This window comes from Nocardiopsis sp. iso_186, assembly GCF_056173365.1.
Genome location: NZ_CM149670.1, coordinates 1,057,266 through 1,071,715 on the forward strand (window position 1 = coordinate 1,057,266; position 14,450 = coordinate 1,071,715).

11 protein-coding genes are annotated in these 14,450 nt (G+C 70.1%); 6 read left to right on the forward strand and 5 right to left on the reverse strand.

What is annotated here, in order from left to right:
• Positions 1–17: 17 nt before the first annotated feature.
• Entirely contained in the window at positions 18–2,888 is a 2,871-nt protein-coding gene (locus AC0VYP_RS04795) for an ATP-binding protein (protein ID WP_475472692.1), read from the reverse strand.
• 14 nt (positions 2,889–2,902) lie between these two features.
• Between AC0VYP_RS04795 and AC0VYP_RS04800 the strand changes: the two genes are divergently transcribed.
• Positions 2,903–3,574: an esterase/lipase family protein gene (locus AC0VYP_RS04800; RefSeq protein ID WP_285759550.1), complete on the forward strand. Its 672-nt coding sequence runs from the start codon at positions 2,903–2,905 to the stop codon at positions 3,572–3,574.
• A 61-nt stretch (positions 3,575–3,635) separates the two neighbouring features.
• Here AC0VYP_RS04800 and AC0VYP_RS04805 read toward each other — a convergent pair whose 3' ends face one another.
• Positions 3,636–4,655, reverse strand: a complete 1,020-nt coding sequence (locus tag AC0VYP_RS04805; protein WP_475472694.1) for an alpha/beta hydrolase — start codon at positions 4,653–4,655, stop codon at positions 3,636–3,638.
• 168 nt (positions 4,656–4,823) lie between these two features.
• On the opposite strand from AC0VYP_RS04805, the gene AC0VYP_RS04810 reads away from it, so the two are divergent.
• Both AC0VYP_RS04810 and AC0VYP_RS04815 read left to right on the forward strand, forming a co-directional pair.
• Positions 4,824–5,462, forward strand: coding sequence for a SanA/YdcF family protein (locus AC0VYP_RS04810; RefSeq protein ID WP_475474161.1), 639 nt, complete (start codon positions 4,824–4,826; stop codon positions 5,460–5,462).
• A gap of 7 nt (positions 5,463–5,469) precedes the next feature.
• A complete protein-coding gene (locus tag AC0VYP_RS04815) occupies positions 5,470–6,840 on the forward strand; it encodes a hypothetical protein (RefSeq protein ID WP_475472695.1) in 1,371 nt (456 codons plus the stop codon).
• A gap of 52 nt (positions 6,841–6,892) precedes the next feature.
• Here AC0VYP_RS04815 and AC0VYP_RS04820 read toward each other — a convergent pair whose 3' ends face one another.
• Positions 6,893–8,446 (reverse strand): DUF885 family protein, encoded by a 1,554-nt coding sequence (locus AC0VYP_RS04820; protein ID WP_475472697.1) that lies wholly within the window; start codon positions 8,444–8,446, stop codon positions 6,893–6,895.
• A 74-nt stretch (positions 8,447–8,520) separates the two neighbouring features.
• Between AC0VYP_RS04820 and AC0VYP_RS04825 the strand changes: the two genes are divergently transcribed.
• Both AC0VYP_RS04825 and AC0VYP_RS04830 read left to right on the forward strand, forming a co-directional pair.
• Positions 8,521–9,222, forward strand: coding sequence for a SanA/YdcF family protein (locus tag AC0VYP_RS04825; protein WP_432707462.1), 702 nt, complete (start codon positions 8,521–8,523; stop codon positions 9,220–9,222).
• A 159-nt stretch (positions 9,223–9,381) separates the two neighbouring features.
• The gene (locus tag AC0VYP_RS04830; RefSeq protein ID WP_475472698.1) at positions 9,382–10,296 is read left to right on the forward strand and encodes a DUF4429 domain-containing protein; all 915 of its coding nucleotides are present in this window, start codon (positions 9,382–9,384) and stop codon (positions 10,294–10,296) included.
• 108 nt (positions 10,297–10,404) lie between these two features.
• Here AC0VYP_RS04830 and AC0VYP_RS04835 read toward each other — a convergent pair whose 3' ends face one another.
• Together AC0VYP_RS04835 and AC0VYP_RS04840 are read right to left on the reverse strand one after the other, a co-directional pair.
• A complete protein-coding gene (locus tag AC0VYP_RS04835) occupies positions 10,405–11,319 on the reverse strand; it encodes an N-acetylmuramic acid 6-phosphate etherase (RefSeq protein WP_475472700.1) in 915 nt (304 codons plus the stop codon).
• Positions 11,320–11,405: 86 nt separating this feature from the next.
• A complete protein-coding gene (locus tag AC0VYP_RS04840; RefSeq protein WP_475472701.1) occupies positions 11,406–12,362 on the reverse strand; it encodes a MurR/RpiR family transcriptional regulator in 957 nt (318 codons plus the stop codon).
• A gap of 197 nt (positions 12,363–12,559) precedes the next feature.
• Here AC0VYP_RS04840 and AC0VYP_RS04845 point away from each other — a divergent pair, with 197 nt between their 5' ends.
• Positions 12,560–14,128, forward strand: coding sequence for an AfsR/SARP family transcriptional regulator (locus AC0VYP_RS04845; RefSeq protein ID WP_475472703.1), 1,569 nt, complete (start codon positions 12,560–12,562; stop codon positions 14,126–14,128).
• The last annotated feature ends 322 nt before the right edge of the window (positions 14,129–14,450 follow it).

A 14,450-nucleotide genomic window follows, 5' to 3' on the forward strand; every position in this document is an offset into this window, starting at 1 on the left:
ACGGCGGCGACCACGCGTCAGCCGAGCAGCCGCGCCAACTCCACCCTGGAACGGATTCCCAGCCGGCTGAACACGTTGCGCAGATGGTGGTCCACGGTGCGCGGGCTCAGGAAGAGCTGGGTGGCCGCCTCCCTGTTGGTCGCGCCCTCGGCAACCAGACGTGCGATCCGCAACTGCTGCGGGCTCAACTCATCCAACGCGGTGGGCAGGGCCGCGCGTACCGACTCGCCCGTGGCGCGGAGTTCGGCACGGGCGCGCTCCGCCCACACGCCCACGTCCAGGCGTTCGAAGGTGTCCAAAGCGCCGTGCAGATGTTCCCTGGCCAGCCGGGGCCGGCGTTGACGCCGCAGCAGTTGCGCGAACAACAGTTCGGTGCGGGCCTGTTCGAAATCCCGGTAACCGCCCCGGTGTAGTCGCAACGCCTCGGTGAAGTGCTCTTCGGCCTCCTCCGGGGCGGAAAGCAGCCCGCGGCAGCGTGCGGCCAGGGCACGCGGACCGTCCCGGCCGGTCGCCTCGGCCCAGCGTTGGTAGGCGCTCAGCGCGGCGCGTGCCCGATTGTGGTTGCCGACCCCCACCGCGGCCTCCACGAAGTGCGGAGCGCTCAACAGTCGCACGGCACGGTGCCCCCGCCCGGGACCGGCACCCGCCAGCGAGGTGAGGCGGCTCGCCGCCTCCGCTGCTCTTCCCGACGCCAGCTCCAGGAACGCCAGCGCCCACGCGCCCAGCGCAGCGGGCAGGCCAAGGTCGTGGGCCTCGGCCACCCTCGCGGACTCCCTGGCGTGTGCCCGGCAGGTCGCCGCATCCCCGCGGACGGCCGCGATCAGCGCCAACGCTGCGAAGTGGTGGCTCGCGCAGTTCTCCTGTCCGGTCGCCTCGGCCAGGCGCACCCCCTCCAGCGCGTTGGCGGCCACCAGCGGCTGCCGTCCGGTCCAGAACTCCGAGTAGGACAAGATTTCTATCGCCTGGGGGATGACGGAGACCGCCCCGGCCCGTCTGGCCAGGCCCACCGCCCGGGAGGCCAGGGCGTGGGAGCGGACGTCGTCCCCCAGGAGCAGCCCCGCGGAGGCCCCCCAGATCAGCTGCACGGGTTCGTTGAGTCGTTCCGCGTCGGACAGCACCCGCTCCAGGTGGTCACGTCCTTGCGCGTAGTGCCCCTGGAACATGGCGGATTTCCCCGCCAGATAATCGAAGGCGATCCGCGCCTCGGCCCGTTCCTCGGGTCCGCGCAGCGCCGCGACCCGAGCGGCGGTGGCGAAGTAGCGGGAGTGGTCCCCTGCCAGGCAACTGGCCTCGCCGGCCTGGACGAAGGCATGAAGGGCACGTGTGCGGTGCCCGGGCAGCAGCCGGTGGGCCGCGTCCAGGAGTGTTTCGTGGGCGTGGACCGCGATACCGCTGCGCAGCGTGATCTCGCCCCCTAGCGACTCGGCCCGCCCCCGTCCCCCACTGTCGGTGCCCAGTTCGCGCACCCGGTCCAGGAGCCGCCGGGACCGCACCGGTTGTCCCGCCAGCCAGGCGTCGCGGGCCGCCTCGCCCAGCCGGTCGGCCCGAACCGGAGGGTCCGGGGTCAGGTCGGCAGAGCGTTCGAAGAGCACGGCGGACGCGGCGTATCCGCTGCCGGTGCGCGCCGTCGTTGCGGCCTGGGCCAGTTCGTCGGCCAACTCGGGGTCGGGCCGGACCGCCGTCACGGCGCGGTGCCACGCCCGTCGCAACGGTTGCCGCCCAGCATCGAACACTCCTGCCAGCAGCAGGTGCGCTGCGCGCCGCTCGCCCAGCCCCGCGCCGTAGTAGCTGGCCGAGCGCACCAGTGGATGCCGGAAGGCGATGCGGTCGGCGTCGGCGCGCACCAGCCGACAGGCTTCGGCCGCATCCAGCGCGGACAACGGGATCTGGGCCTGTTCGGCGGCCAGCACCAGCGTCGCGGTGTCCATGTCCTCCTCGACGGCGATGATGAGCAGCAGCCGTCGGGTCGGCTCGGGGAGCGCGCTGATCCGACGAGCGTAGGAGGCCCATAGCTCCCCGCCGGGCGGCAACGGCTGAGGAAGCGGTTCGGCCCCCACAAGTTGTCCGGGAGTGAGGGAATCCGCCAGTTCCACCGCTGCCAGCGGATTACCGCAGGCCGCCGCGACCAGGGCAGAGCGAGTACTGTCGCCGATCGGTACGGGGGAGCGGTCGGCGAGGACCGCGGCGATCGCATCCGCGCCCAGGCCCTCCAGCCGCAGGCGCTCGACCCCGGCCAGCGCTCCGTCCCCGTCCTCGCAGCCCTCACCGGTGGCGATGGCCACGACCATCCGCCCGGCCCCCAGGCGTCTGGCGGCAAAGGCCAGTGCCTCCAGGGAGGGGCCGTCCAGCCGGTGGACGTCGTCCACACAGACCAGGACCGGCCGGTCGCGGGCCGCCTCCGACAGCAGGCCGAGCACCGCGACCGACAACAAGAAGCGCCCGTGCACGGGAGTGTCGCCCAGTTCCAGCGCAGCGGCCAGTGCCAGGCGCTGCTGTTCGGGAAGCAGGGGGAGCCGATCGGCCACGGGAAGGAGCAACCGGTGCAGTCCGGCGAAAGCCAACCCGGCCTCCGACTGCACTCCGCGCGCCTGGAGCACGGCGAATCCTTCCGCTGTGGCGCGCAGAGCCGCCAAGAGGGCGGTCTTGCCGATGCCCGCTTCGCCGGTCACCAGTACCGCCGAACTTTCCCCGGTTCGCGCACGTCTCAGCAGATCAGCGAGATGGGACTGTTCTCGGTCGCGACCGTGGAGCCGCGCGGCTTGTGTGAGCGGGGGCACAATGACCACGGCTACTAAGTTACGCGCTAGTAAACTAGTTGAGAAGAAGACCGGCGAATTAGCCGATGCGCGAGCGCACGACCGTGCCGCAGACTCCGGACAATCCCGCACTCTCCGGAGGTCAGATGCGCTCTTTCCTTGCTGCCGCCTGCGCGCTGGCGGCAGCCCTCGCCCTATCCGTGGTCCCCGCCGCCGCAGCCCATGCCAACGCGCACGATCCGGTGATCTTCGTGCACGGCTTCGGCGGTAAGGGCAACCAGTGGTCGTCCATGCGGCAGAACTTCATCGACAACGGCTACCGTGCCGACCAGCTGCACGTCTTCAGCTACGACTCCTTGCGCTCCAACAAGACCATCGCCTCCCAGTTGTCGGACCGCGTTCAACAGGTCCGGACGAGTACCGGTGCGGCCAAGGTGGACATCGTCACCCACTCGATGGGCGGGCTCTCCTCCCGTTGGTACCTCAAGTTCGGCGACGGGCAGCAGTACGTGGACGACTGGGTGTCCATCGGAGGGCCCAACAACGGGACCAACATCGCCAACCTGTGCACGTCGCTGATCACGCCCTGCAAGGAGATGCGCCAGGGCTCGGAATTCCTCTCCGAACTCAACGCCGACGACCCCACCCCCGGTGACGTGTCCTATGCGACCTTCCGCTCTCCGTGCGACGTCGTCATCAACCCGGTGGACAGCACCCTCCTCGACGGCGCCACCAACATCCGGACCAGTTGTCTGGAACACGTCGCCATGATGTCCAACTCCGCTGTCATCAACCAGGTTCGCGACTTCGTCGCCTGAGCACGGGGGTGCCGCCCGCGCCGGTCCCTTCCCCGCTCCGGGGCCGGCGTGAGCGGCGTTCTCAGGCCAGCGCGGCGCGCAGCCGGCCGGCCAGCGCGACGACGGCCCGGTACGCCTCGGGCGCGGCCAGCAGGTTGGCGAACCCGTGTGGCAGGCCGGGGAAATCGGTGTGCTCCACATCGGTGCCGGCCCCTCGCAGCCGCTGCACGTAGGCCAGGCCCTGATCACGCAACGGGTCGATTCCGGCCGTGACGACGTGGGTGGGGGGCAGCCCGGTCAGCCGATCATCGCCTATCACCGAGAACCGCGGATCCGTACGCAGCGCGGGGTCGGGGCAGTACGCCTCGATGAAGGCGTTGACCGACGCCGTCGTCAACAACAGGTCCTGCTCGCCCAGACGGTTCTGGGAGGCGTAGCGCCGGATGTCGGAATCGATGCCGGGGTAGACGAGCAGTGTGTGGCAGGGGCGTATCTCCGCCTCGGCTGCGAACCGGTGGGCGACCGCCGCCGCCAGGTTGCCTCCGGCGCTGTCGCCGCCCACCGCCACCCGACGTGCACCGTACCCGGTGCGGGCGGTCCGGGCCAGGTGGGCGTAGGCGGCGTACGCGTCGTCCACGGCAGCGGGAAACGGATGTTCCGGAGCCAACCGGTAGGCGACCGACACCACGTGGGACCCCGAATACCGGGCCAGAACCCGGCACAGTGCGTCGTGGCTGCGAATGCTGCCCCGAACCCATCCGCCCCCGTGGAAGAACACGAGCAGACCGCCACTCGGCCGCGGCGGAAGATAGGCCCGCGCGGGCAAAGGCCCCGCGCCGCCGGGGACCAGCACGTCGCGCACCGCGATATCGCGCCCTGCGCCCGCTCCCAGCAGCACCGACACCCGGTCGAGCCCGTCCCGGGCCGCCGTCGTGACCGGCTCGGACGGGTCGGTTCCGTTCGCCCCCAGGCGGAGTATCAACCGGATGGAGTCGGGGACACGCTGTCCGTCCACCGGAAGGTCCGGGCCGGCCAGCAGGGGCAGCAGCGGATTCGACGGTCCTAGGAGAAAGCGGACCATGCCAGCCGTGAGTGTGCTCATGTCCCGATGGTAGTGAGACCGTGTCCTCCTGCGGTGGCCCGCGCGGTTCGGGCACCGAAAACCCCTAAGGTCGAGATTCCAGCCGGCGCAGACGTCGTCGGCCATGAACAGGGCGGTGGCGACGCCGCCCCGGTGAGGAGCCGGAAGCGCGTGCGGATCGAGACACTGATGGTGGTGGGCGCCCTCATGGGCGGGGCCGCACTGGCGGCCGGGCCCACCGCGTGGACCTACCTGGCCAGCGCCCGGTACCGATTCGCCCCCGCGGCCGTTCCCGCCCGGCCGGTGGCGATCGTGCTGGGTGCAGGCGTACGGTCCGACGGTCAGCCGACCCTGCTCCTGGCCCGTCGCCTGGACATCGCCGTTGAACTGGTGCGCGCAGGGAAAGTCGGCGCGGTCCTCGTCTCCGGTGACAATCGCCCCTGTTCGGGGTGCGAGACCGATGTCATGACGCGTTACCTCGTCCGGCGGGGAGTTCCCGAGGGCGCCATCACCGCAGATCCGGCCGGTTACCGTACCTGGGACACCTGCGCCCGGGCCCGTGATTCCTACGGAGTGCGTTCCGCCGTCATCGTCACCCAGTCCTTCCACCTCCCGCGCGCGGTTGCGCTGGCGCGCGCTGCCGGGTTGGACGCTGTCGGTGTGGGGGATCCGAGTCTGGCCGGCCGGTCCAGGGCGACCGCCTACGGCTACGTCCGCGAGTTCGGGGCCAACACCAAGGCGCTGCGCGATGCGGTCCTGCGTCCCGCACCCGCCGACACCAGCACCGGAGCAGCGGACGAGGTCGAGCGCTTGGCGAAGGCGACATAATCTCCCCATGGAGTCAAACCACGGATCCGAACCGCTGCACGGCCTGGACGACATCGACTGGACCGCTCTCGCCCCCGAGCGCGGGAGCGAGATCCCCGATCTGCTGCGCGGGGTGGCCACCGAGAAGCAGGAGCAGTCCCTCCTACAACTCCACGAAATCCTCTGCTTCCCCGCGCCGGGGCATGTTGCCGCACCCGAGGTGGTGGAGTTCCTTGTCCGCCTTGCCGGGGAGACCTGGCTGCGCGGCCGACACAACGTGGTCAACCTGTTGCAGGAACTCACTGTCCCGTCGATGGCCGACCACCTTCCGGTTCTCCGCGACATCACACTGTGGCGCGACGAGATCGCCTGGGCCGCGACCACCGACGTCGAGAAGGTACGCGCCCAGTACCGGGAGTGGCTGGCCGATGCCCCCGACGAACAGCAGTACCGCCGGATCCAGAGCCGTCTGCGCGCGCTGGAGCACGACAACGGAACACATATTCTCGCCGCCGAACTCGCCGTCCACGAAGCAGTGCGCGAGCGACTCCCCGCGCTCCTGGAACTACTGGAGGGCCGGGAGAACCGGGGCGGTGACGCCGTAGCCGAGTGGGTGGCCTACATCCTTGCCTGGTTCCCCGAGGAGGCCGACCTGATCCTGCCCGCTCTGGTGGGCGCCGGCGACTCCTCCTCCCCCTATCCGGCGCTGCGTCCCCTGCCGGCGGAAGTCTGGGCCATGGGAATGCTGTCCGACCCCGCGGACGTCACCGCGACCGTGCACCTTGCCCAGCTCCTCACCGCCGCGGACTCCGACCTCGCCTTCGCTGCTGCGGTCGCCCTGGCCCAGATCCACGGCCCTGCCGTTCCCGAGCAGGCCCTGGCGTTGCTGACCGGCTCCGACTACTGGGAGGACCACCTCGGGGCATCCCTGCCCCAGTCCGGTCCGATCGAGCCCACCCACCTGGGCATGCTTCTGCTCAGCGGAGTCAACGACGAGGACGTACGCCAGGCCGGCGTCGGTCAGCTCAAGAGGGTCTTCGCCTATACCGGCGGCGAAGGCCAGGGCGTGGTCGCCGCCAACGCGCTGGAGATGGCCCTTGGGCCGCGCCACGCCGAGCGCGCCCCCGCCACCGGTCTGGACGGCTTCGAGACGCAGCAGCGCGAAGTCGTCGCCGCGATCGGCGACATCACCGCCGACGCCTGGGAGGAGGGCGGGCTCGCCGAGGTCGTCACCGCATGGGGCCTTCCCGGCAACCGGGCGGACTTCCGTTCCTTCGCAGGCTTGGAATCCGACGAGAAGCCGGCCCAGGAGTCCACCCCGGCGCCTCAGGCCGCCCCCCAGGCCCAGCAGCCCGAGCAGGGCGGCCTGCTGGGCCGGTTCTTCGGCGGCGGACGCTAGTTCCGTCCCGGTGTCGCCGGGGCCGGCAGCCCCGGCGACACGGCCGGTCCGGTCAGCCGCGCTCCACTGCCGTCCCGAGCAGTCCCAGCGGTGGAGCACCCAGGTCCAGCATGGCGGTGTGGAAACGCTTGGTGCCAAATTCCGGGCCCCATTCGCGCCGCGCCCGCTCACGCAGCTCCATGATCTCCAACTTGCCCCAGGTGTAGCGTCCGTAGGTGGGGTCGAAGGTGGCCCGACGCGCCTCCGACAGCGCCGCAGGCCCGGTGATGTGGGTGTCGGCGGCGAAGCGGAGCGCGGCTTCCTCCACGGTCATGGCCCCGGTGTGCACACCGATCGCCGACGCCAGCCGGGTCACCCGGATCAGCGCCTCCAACCAGACGCCCACCTCGAAGTGCGCGGCGGTGAAGCCCGAGCCGGACGTCGTCCGTTCGGCGTAGGGGCCGAACCCCTCTTCCACGCACAGTTCCTCGGCGTAGTGCGCCCATCCCTCGACGAAGGTCGGGGAGAACAGCGTCCTGCGTACGGGGGAGGGAGCCCGACGCAGTGCGCGTCCGTGCGAGAAGTGACCGGGTGCGACCTCGTGCACGGTGATCCCGGGCAGGGTCGTGGCACTGAACACCTCCAGCCACTCCTGGGCCTCGACATCCGGCCACCCGGGGTCGGGCGGACTGATGTGGTAGTAGGTGGGCCCGTCGGGCTCACCGGCCGCCGCCCACGTCAGCATGGCCATCGCCCAGCGCCGTGATGCCGGCGCCGTCTCCACCCGGCAGGCGCCGTCGTGGTAGGGCACGAGGTCGCGTTCGCGGGTGAAGGCGATGGCGTGCTCGGTCCAGGTCCGGGCCGCGTTCACCACTCCGTCGGCGTCGGGGTGGTCGCGTACCAGTTCCCGTGCCACCTCCAGCGGAGGCCGTGCCGAGTCGATCCGGGCGACCGACTCCGTCAACCGCTCCATCAGCCGGTTGCGCTCGGCGTCGGCCCGCTCGGCCAGTCGGCCCAGGTCCACCTCCACGGCTTCGGGGACGCCCATGAGCCGGGCCAGTGCGGCACCGCCCAGCGCCGCGCTCGGCTCGCCCTCGGCCGCTGCGCGCTCCAGGTGGCCGACGAGCCGGGCGTGTGCCGACAGTGCGACGGCGCGCAGGGTTTCGGAAGCATCGTCCGGTACGGCGTCGGCCAGTCCCCGTGCCGTCCCCAGCAATGCGGTTGCGACCGGAGCGCTCACCCGGTCGAGCGCAGCGATTGCGGAGTTGACGGTTTCGGGCCAGGCAGTGAGGTGACGTTCTCTGGCAGCCATGCGCTCGGCCGCGGGAGCGTACTCCTTGTCGTAGCAGGCGAGGTCGAGCTCACCCAGGTGGTAGAGCGGGTTGGAGCGGTGGAGTTGCAGGTCGCCCAGGCTCAGACGCAGGGCGTCCTCGAAGGCGAGAAGGTGGGCTTCGTCATGCCAGTCCTCCAAGGGCTCTCCGGTCCCGAGCCGGGCCAGCCCGGTGATCACTCCTTCTGGTGACAGGTCGGCGGTCCGGCCGTCGTATTCGTGGCGACCAGCCCCCTCCCGTACATCCGAGACCATCAGATCGGCGACGGCGCGCAGCCGTTCGGGCAGCTCATGCATGCGCACGACCCTACGGCGAGATCGGTCCCGGTCGTCCAGGAACAATAGGCGTCCTTTGCTCGTCGGACAGGGATGTGACGACTCAGAGAGAAGACGAGCGGGCCCGGGCCCGCCGATGGTGGCGCAGACCCGGACCCGTCGCCGGGGTGCTGGCCGCCGCGGTGCTGCTTGGCCTCGCGCCGATCACCTGGTTGCACGCCTCCACCAGTGGTGACCGGTTCGCTGCCGGGCAGACCCCCCACCGGCCGGTGGCGCTGGTCCTGGGAGCGGGGGTGCGTCCCGACGGTTCGCCGACCCGTCTGCTTGAGCGAAGGCTGGACCTTGCCGCCCAGCTGTACCACCAAGCCCGGGTGGAGGCGGTTCTGGTCAGCGGCGACAACAGCAGGGAGACCTATAACGAGACCGACGCCATGGCCGCCTACCTGGTCGGGGCCGGGGTGCCCGAGGAAAAGATCGCCGGAGACTACGCGGGATTCAGCACCTGGGAGTCGTGCGTGCGGGCCAGAGAGGTCTTCGGGGTCGAGGCGGTCACCGTCGTCACCCAGTCGTTCCATCTGCCGAGGGCGGTGGCGCTGTGCAAGAGGGCAGGGCTGGACGCCATCGGCGTGGGCGACCCCGGGCAGGGCACCGACCGGGTGACAGCCACGATCTACGGTCATTTCCGCGAGGTCCCGGCCGCCTTCAAGGCCGTCGCCGACGCACTGCTGCGCCCCGACCCCACTTTCCTCGGCCCGTACGAACCGGGAGTGGACGACGCGCTGGCGGTCGAGCGATAGGCGCCGGCGGGCGCTGCGGTCCTCGTCGAGCTGACTCCGCCCTGCCGCGTGCCCCGTACGGGGCACACGGCCGAACCCGAGGGAACCGAACAACCGATCCGACGCCCTGCCCTCGCCCACGGGCGCAACCGTCGCTGCCCGGCTCTCTAGACTCTCCCCATGGTTGAGGTCATTGGGCGGAACGGGACGTGGTCGCTGCACGGCGAGGGGGTACGAATCGTGCCCGCCGCCAACTGGAAGGTGCACAAGCTGCGCCAAGCACTCGGGGAGATCGCCATCCCGTTCGAGGCGATCGCCGGGATCGCCTACGAACCCGCCCGCAAAGGCGGCCGGCTCCGGCTGCGCATGCGCGAAGGGGCCGACCCGTTCATCCAGGTCGCCGCAGGCCGGCTTGCCGACGCCGCCGACCCCTACCGTCTCTTCGTCGAGGCCGGCCGCACCGGGGTGGCCGAGTACTTCGCCGACCAGTTGCGCACGACCCTCCAACTCGAGGGGGTGCCCGCCGGTCCCACCAACCGCTACCTCATGCCCGGCCCCGGTATCCCCGTGACGGGCGGCGGAACCGAGGGGACCGCGGAGTTCGACGGCGAGAGCATCCGCCTGGCCTGGAACTGGGGCGCACCCGCTGCCAAGACCGCCGCGGGGCCGCAACGGATCGAGCTGGCCGAGCTGGAGAGTGTGGACTGGGCCCCTTCCAGCGGTATGGGGTACGGGCGGTTGCAGTTCCACGTCAAAGGGGCGCGGTTGAACCTTCCCATCACCCACGATCCCTATGCGCTGCGCCTCACCGGGTTCGAGAAGGAGAACTGGTCCACCCTGCTCGTGGCCGCCGCCATCCTCGCCAGGCTGCCGCATCCGGCGGCCGATACAGCCGTGCCCGAAGCGGGGGCGCCGCGGCTACGGGAGGGCGGTCGCCCCGACCGTGACGACACCTCCGCGGAGTTGTTGCGCCAACTGCGCGAGCTCGGGGACCTCTACCGTGACGGCATCCTCACCGAGGACGAGTTCACCGCGGCCAAGCAGTCGCTGCTGCCGCGCCTGCACGCCGCCAACCGGTTGCCCGAAGACAGTTGATCCGGGGGAGCAAAGCCGCTGGGAGCGGGGTCCGCGCAGACCCGTTCTGCGCGGACCCCGCTGGGAAGTGCCGGGCCAGGGGAAGGTACGGGGCCCGACACGCCCGTTCTAGCCGCCCTGGAGTTCGCGGAGGGCGGCCCGGACCGACCCGCTCGCGGCGTGCAGGGCTCCGGCTGCCACTGTGACCTCGGCGCCGGTCAGCAGACACACCAGGGCGATCCTGGTGTCGCCGTCAGCACGGTTCAGGGCATCGGCGCACGCGGCTTCGGGAAGTCCGGTCGCCTCGGTCAGGATGGTGACCATCCGGCCGCGCAGCTTGGCGTTGCTCGCCACCACACCGACCATCAGGTTGGAGTAGGTGTAGCCCATCCTGATCATGACCGCGGTGGAGAAAGCGTTGAGTGCCAGTTTCTGTCCGGTTCCGGCCTTCATCCGGGTCGATCCGGCGATCACCTCGGCGCCGGTGTCCACTCCCACGTGCACGTCGCACTCCGTGGCCAGTGGCGCGTTTGGATTGGCGCTGATCAGTACGGTGTGCGCCCCTGCCTCACGTGCTCTGCGCAGGGCTCCTGCGACGTAGGGTGTGCGCCCGCTGGCGGCCAGGCCGACCGCCAAGTCGCCCGAGGTGACTTCGGCGGCGTCGGTGCGGCCCAAATCGAAATCGTCCTCGATCCCCTCGACCGCCTGGACCAGGGCGTTTCCGCCGCCGGCATGGTGAGCGACCACTCGGTCCCCGGGGATTCCGAAGGTCGGGGGGAGTTCGGCCGCGTCCATCGTGGCGAGCCGACCCGAGCTGCCCGCCCCGAAGTAGTGCAGTCTTCCCCCGCCCCGCAGAGCCGTTACCCCGAGGTTGACGGCGGCGGCCAGCTCGGGGAGGACCTGCGCCACCGAGTGCGGGACGGTCGCGTCCTCGCTGTTGATCCGGCGCAGGACGTCCAGCGTGGACAGTAAGTCGATGTCATGTGTCGCGCGGTTCCTGGCCTCGGTCGGAACACGCACGATCTCCACCGGTGTCGGTCTCATCCCGTCTCCTCTCCCCGTGGCGGCCGCCACACAGTCATCGTCCATGCCCGGTCCGCGTGTCGGACCCCCTATTTCGGCTGGTCACTCTAACCCTCGCGGCCGCGTGGCCTGTGTCGGTCCTCGCGGTCCACCCGTAGGCCGCGTACTGCGTCGTAGGTTGACTCCAGCGCGTCGCGAGTATCGGCGTAGCGCAGTTGGGCCAGGCCGACGAAGACGCAGTCGATCACGGTCAGCTGGGCAAGACGGCTCGCGGTGGCACCGGAGCGGAAGGTGGTCTCGCGAGCAGCGGTGGTGAGGACGTGATCGCTCACCTGACTGATGGCCGATCGTGGGAAGTTGGTGATGGCGACCGTGGTGGCCCCTCGCAGGCGTGCCTCGGTCAGCGCATTGATGGTGTCCACGGTGGAGCCGCTGTGGGAGATCGCCACCGCCACGTCGTCGGCGTTGAGGACCGCCGCGCTTGTCAGCATCACGTGGGAATCGGACCAGCAGTAGGAGACCAAGCCGATACGGTGCAGCTTCTGCTGGAAGTCCGCTGCGACAAAGGCGCTGGCTCCGACGCCGTAAATGTCGATGCGCCTGGCCGTGGCCAGCGCCTCGACAACTCGCTCCAGGACCGCCACGTCCAGTTGTGATCCGGTCTCCTCGACCGCACGCGCGTCGGAGAAGGCGATTTTCTGCACCACGGTGACGAGTGTGTCGTCAGGGTTGATGTCGCCGACCGGTTCGACCGTGCTCCCGCGTGCGCCGCGTTCCTGTCCGACCTCGGTGGCCAGGGCAAGGCGCAGTTCACGGTAGCCGGTGAACTCGATGGTGCGGCAGAACCGGATGACCGTGGCCTCGGAAGTGTCGCAGTCCTTGGCCAGCTGGGTGATCGAGGAGGCGGAGACCCGTTCGGGGTCGTCGATGATCCGCTGGGCTACTCGTTGTTCGGCCGGAGCGAATGAGGGCAATAGGGAACGTATGCGCAGCACGGTGTTGGGTGCCGGACGGTCCTCGGTTGTCGAGGCGTCCGTGTCGGTTCTCTTCGCCGCCTGGTTCATGCCCGAAAGTTTCTTTCTTCAGAAGGGTCGGAGTCAATGGGCTCCGAGGAGCGATGGCTAATTCTGGCGGTTACACAAGTGTGGGCTTGCCGGACTGTCGATTGCGTGTCGCACAGGCCGCCGGGCACCCTGTAGTCGCTCGGGACCCTCAAGCCGCACACGGCAAGGGAAAGTGCGTCCAGCTTACGGGGGCCACAGTGACGGACCTCTCGTTCGGAGTGCTCGGCCAGCTCACGGTTCAGAGCGCGGGCACCCCGATCCGGATCCAGGGGCGGAAGCGGCGCGCGCTGCTGGCAGCCCTCCTGCTGCGTGCGAACAGGACGGTGCCGGTCGCCGAACTCATCGTGCGGATGTGGGGACCGGAGGCTACCGAGGACGCCTACCGCGGCGCACTTCAGGTCCATGTGGTGCGCTTGCGCGCACTGCTGGGACGACAGGGCGCCGCTGTCCCGATTCTCAACGGTGCGAACGGTTACCGGATCGAGTTGACCGAGAATCAGTTGGACCTCCTGCAGTGTCGGGCGCTCCTCGCCGCGGCCCGTACCGCAAGGGCCGCAGGAGACCTTCCGGGTGAGTCCGATGCGCTTGTCCGCGCCCTGCTGCTGTGGCGCGGTCCGATTCTGGACGACGTGGCTTTTGCCGCTCCCCGGGCGACCGACGAGGACCGACCGGTCGAAGAACTCCTGGGCGCGGCTGAGCGGTGCGCCGAAGTCGAGCTGCTGCTGGGGCGCTACGAGCGCGTCGCCTCCGCAATGGCGCCTTTGCTGGCCTCTTTCCCCCATCGAGAGGTATTGGTGGAGCGGGTGATGACCGCGCTGTACCGGGTGGGACGCCAGAGCGAGGCGCTTGAGGTCTACGAGCGCACCCGGGCCGTGCTGGCCGATCGACAGGGGATCGATCCCGGGCCCGCCCTGCAACGCGTTTTCCACGCCATCCTGCGTGGAGAGCCCACTGTCGTGCCCCGGCAGCGCGGCATACACGAACCCTTCCCGCTGTCCCGGGCGATTCCTGCTCAACTTCCTCCTGACATCGCCCACTTCACCGGGCGTCGTGCGCATCTGAGCGCCGTGGAGCTGCTGGCCGCGGACCAGGGCCACGGTGTCCTGCTCAGCGGGCGTCCGGGGAGCGGGTGCAGTGCCCTGGCGGTGCGATGGGCGCACCTGGCCGCCACGCGCTTCCCCGACGGCCAGCTCTACGTCAACCTGCGAGGAGCCGGCGGAGTGCCCAAGGCCCCCGGCGAGGTGTTGAGCGGTCTTCTGCGCGCACTCGGTACGGATACACCGCCCTCGGCCGACATCGACGAGGGCTCGGCACTGTTGCGCTCGGTACTCGCGAGCAGGCGGTTGCTCATGGTGATGGACAACGCCTGGTCCGCCGACCAGGTTCGACCGCTGTTGCCGGGTACGGGTTCGTGCGCGGTCGTGGTGACCAGCAGATTCTGGCTTGCCGATCTCATCGTCCGCGACGGCCTGATGGCGCTGGAGGTCGATGCACTCACCGAGGCCGAGGCGTGGGAACTGCTCATAGGAGTCCTCGGTATGCAGCGGGTCGTGGCCGAACCCGATGCCGTGGCCTTGTTGTTCGAAGTCACCGAACGCCTGCCCTTGCCGTTGCGCATTGCCGCGGCCTGGTTGGTGACACATCCGGACAGCGGTGTGGGTTCCGTGGTCCGCAGGGTGATGGAACGGTGCGTCGGCGACCCTGTCGAACGGATGAGGGGGGCGCTCGGCGGAGATCCCAGGTTCTTGCTGGGGGAGCGGCCGTGAGGATCCGGGGGAGGGGCGGGGCGCTCGGAAAGATAGCAAGACCCCCCGCCGATCTCGCCAAGCGCCCCCACAGGGCCCACGCGGTTTCCTCGCACAGCCGCGTGACCGTCCCACCAACCCCCCGCAGAGCGTGCTCTGCGAGTCCCCTGCGGCCGCGGGGAAGCCGGCCGCCTGAGTTCAGGATGCCCCACCCGGCTTACAGCCCGCTGATGATCGGCTTTCACCGGGGGCGCAGGGATGAAAGCCGACGGAAGAGCGGACTCAGGGCCGTTGCGGATCACCTTGCACGTCGGGTTCGGGGAGGCTGTCGGAAGCCGAGGCG